The 3,545-nt window shown below is 64.2% G+C and carries 2 protein-coding genes and 1 pseudogene; all 3 read right to left on the bottom strand.

The annotated features are described in order from the left end of the window. Positions 1-1,328: pseudogene (locus tag EOA60_RS24060) on the bottom strand (hypothetical protein); the annotation flags it as partial. A 554-nt stretch (positions 1,329-1,882) separates the two neighbouring features. Then, positions 1,883-2,824 (bottom strand): alpha/beta hydrolase, encoded by a 942-nt coding sequence (locus EOA60_RS24065; protein ID WP_095824388.1) that lies wholly within the window; start codon positions 2,822-2,824, stop codon positions 1,883-1,885. Between the two features lie 216 nt (positions 2,825-3,040). Beyond that, the coding region (locus EOA60_RS24075) for an enoyl-CoA hydratase-related protein (RefSeq protein ID WP_206628212.1) at positions 3,041-3,545 on the bottom strand (505 nt) is incomplete at its 5' end.

Consider the following 3,545-nt stretch of genomic DNA (forward strand, 5'->3'; position numbering starts at 1 on the left):
GTGTCAAGATTGCCTTCGGGGTCGTAGCGGTATTGCAGGTCGACGCCGCCTGCCGACTGCCGGTTGCCCTGCGGGAAGCCGACCGCATATTCCTGCGGCACCTCGGCCCAGACCGATTCCGTTGCCGGATCGTCCGGATCCTCGCGCTGGTAGCGGATCACCTCGCCTTTGCCGGTATCGGCGAAGCGGCTGTAATCGTAGCGGTTCTCGACCGGGCCGCGCTGGGCAAGATACATGAAACCCTGATTGTCGAAGGCGATATCGGTGACGGCATAATCTTGGTCGGCCTTGACCGTCAGTTCCCAGCGCGGATCGCGGCCAAAACCCCCGTCGCTTGCAATGCCGACCGACCAGATTTCGGCTTTCTCGCCTACGGAATAGTAGAGCCGCCCGCCATGGTAGGCGACGGCCCAGACGCGGCGCGCATCCTGCGTATAGCCCCAGGTTCGGGGGTCTTCCGAATCGAAGGCAGTATCGTGGATGTCCATCACGGCGCCGTCGTCGGCGACCGGGGCCAGCCCATGCGCGGGACGCCCGGCAACGCCATGGTCGAAGCTGTCGATCAGATTGCCCTCGATATCGATGCGGTGGATGAGCCCGGTATCGAGATCCGAAGCGAAGAACTCACGATGGGTCGGATCGAAGGCGAGGTTGCCGATGCCGGGCCCGCTGTTGGTGTCGATGTCGGCGAATTTCGAGACGGCGCCCGAGATACCGTCGATCTTCCAGATGGTGCCCGGTCCGCCGCCATTTTCGATGCCGAACTGGCCGTTCATGAAGACAGCGCCGGCGGCGCCGCGGCGCTGTCGCTCAGGCCGTCCGTCCTCGTCGGCGTCCGGCGTGACGATGTCGATGCCGTGCAGCGAGGTCGCCGCCGTATAGAGGTTCGGAATGCCCGACGGCACGCCATCGCGCACGCCGTCGTCATAAGTGAGGCCGAAGACCTCGCCGATCTGGCCGGCTGTCACCTCGAAGGGCGGCGGCGTGTAGACGAGCTGGCCCGAAGCTGGGCCGCCGAGTTGCGAGACGTTGAAAATGCGCAACGAGGCCTGCGAAGTGTCGATGAAGGTTTCGTCGACCGGGTCGACGCCGGGCGGCAGGCCGCCCTTTTCGGAATCGGGAGAGCCGAAATCCGGGATGATCGTGCCGGGGAAGCCGGTCACCGCCATCGAGCCCGGATAGATGATCTGGGCTTCCTGAGCCTTTGCCGCACCGCCGAGGCAAAAGCCGGCGGCCAGTGCCAGGGCAAGAATTCCGCTGGTGGTCACGATCGCGCGGCGCAAACCGCCGCCGCGAAAAGCCACGAACGAGCCGCGGTCGCGAGACATTGAGCTCCCCCCGAAGTCGTCGGAAGAACCCTCCGATTTCGCCGCGCAAAACAAGGTAAGTCGCAGCGTTCCGGCTCGTTCGTCCCTGATAGAATTGTCTGTTTTCCGCCTGTTCACGATACGCCGGGTGCCTGGCAGGGTCAACGGAATCAGCCGAAAGCCGAGCGCGTCGTCTCCATCCCGAAGCCGATGATCGCGCCGAGCTCCTGTTGCTTCCTCGGACCACCGCGGCTCTGGATTTCTGATCATACGGGCTCCCTTTCCGGCCCGCGCCATGCGGCGCCTGGCCGTCAGTCGCAGGCTGAGTCGGAAAGGTTCAATCCGGTCTAGAGCAATTCGAGAAAAAGTGTGAGCGGTTTTCCGTCCGGAATTGCGTCAGAACAAACAAGCCCGAGCATTTCGTCGTTTCCGTGAAACGGTGAAATGCTCTAGGCGTCCGGCTGGTAGAGCTGTCTTTGCCCGTCTCATGCAAGTCGCCGAAAAGAGAGCAGCGATTTTGGCATCAGCCCCGAAGCGCGGCGCTTGAATTCTCGACGCCACGCGCTTTGGCAAAATCACCAGATCCACTCGCCTCTGCCGAGCACGGAGACCGCCTCGACGATGCGGGTGAAGCTCGCGCGAGCACGACCGACCGTATGCCGGGCTCTCAAATAGCTGTGCACTAGCCCCTGTTCTTCGAACCAGTAGGCATACCCGCCGGCCGCGACGACGCGGTCGCGATAGGCCTCGCCGTCTGAGGACAGCGGGTCGCATTGGGCAGTGATCAGCACCGTCGCCGGGAGATAGGCGAAATCGGCGTCGGCGAGCGGCGACAGCGTGATGTCGCCGGTCCGGTCCACGCCGCCGGTGCGAATGTTCAGGTAGAATTCGATATCGCGCAGGGTCAGCATCGGCGCGTCAGCATGCGCCACATAGGAGCCGCGCGAGCGGTCGCCCCCGAGGCTGGGATAGATCAGCACCTGGCCGGCCGGCTTCTTGATGTGACCGCGCGTTGCGTGGGCAACGGCGGCGCAGAGGTTTCCGCCGGCGCTGTCGCCGCAAAGCAGGACAGGGCAATCATAGGTCTTGGCGGCCCATTCAAAGGCGCTTAGCACGTCGTCGAAGGCGGCCGGATGCAGATGTTCCGGCGCCAGCCGGTAATCGACCGAGACCACCTCGTAGCCGGTGCGGGCGCACAGCTCGGCGCAGACATCGTCATGGCTGTCCAGCCCGCCGAGGATGAATCCGCCGCCATGAACATAGAGCACCATTGCGGCGCTGTTCGATTCCGCGTTGCTATAGATGCGGATCGGGATGCTGGCGGTCGGCGTGGCGATGGCGGACGTTTCGACCGTCACGCCTTGCGGATAGCCGGCGAAGAACTCGCGGCACATCCGGTCGTAGATCGCCCGCTGCTCTGCGATCGTGTAGTCGATCGTGTCGGGCGGGTAATAGGAATTGGTCTTCTCGATGAAAGCCCAGGTCTCGACGTCGATGAGGGTCTTGTAGTCGGTCATAGCGCTTGGGCCGATCGCGAAGGTCGAGCCTGAGCACCCCCCTCTGTCCTGCCGGACATCTCCCCCGCAGGGGGAGAGATTGGCAGCTTGGGCGCCGGCGATCCACCTGCGACGCTGGCAATTGGCGAAAGCGACCGTGACATCCGATCTCCCCCCTTGCGGGGGAGATGCCCGGCAGGGCAGAGGGGGGTGTGACGGAACGCCATCGTCTGCGGCCTATCTACCCTTCCACACCGGATCGCGCTTCTCCGCAAAGGCGCGGAAGCCTTCCATATTGTCCTCCGAGCCGTAGAGGATATCGACCGTCGGCAGTTGCCTGCGCGTCACCTTGTTCATGGCCTCCTGGAAGGTCAGCGCCTCGGCCACGCGCGCCGTCTCCTTGATCGCGGCGAAGACCAGCGGCGGGCCGCTGGCCAAAAGCCGCGCGATTTCCCAGACGCGGTCCTCCAGCTTCTCCTTGGGCAGCACCTCGTTGACCAGGCCCCAGCGATGCGCTTCCGCCACATCCATCCAACGGCCGGTGAGGAGAAGGTCCATGGCGATATGGTAGGGAATGCGTTTCGGCAGCTTGATCGTCGCGGCGTCGGCCAGCGTGCCGGCGCGGATCTCGGGCAGCGCGAAGGAAGAATGGTCAGAGGCGTAGATCAGGTCGCAGGACAGCGCCAGCTCGAAGCCGCCGCCCACCGCCATGCCGTTGACGCAGGCGATCACCGGCTTGTTC

Source organism: Mesorhizobium sp. M1A.F.Ca.IN.020.06.1.1, from assembly GCF_004023265.1.
Taxonomy (GTDB): domain Bacteria; phylum Pseudomonadota; class Alphaproteobacteria; order Rhizobiales; family Rhizobiaceae; genus Mesorhizobium.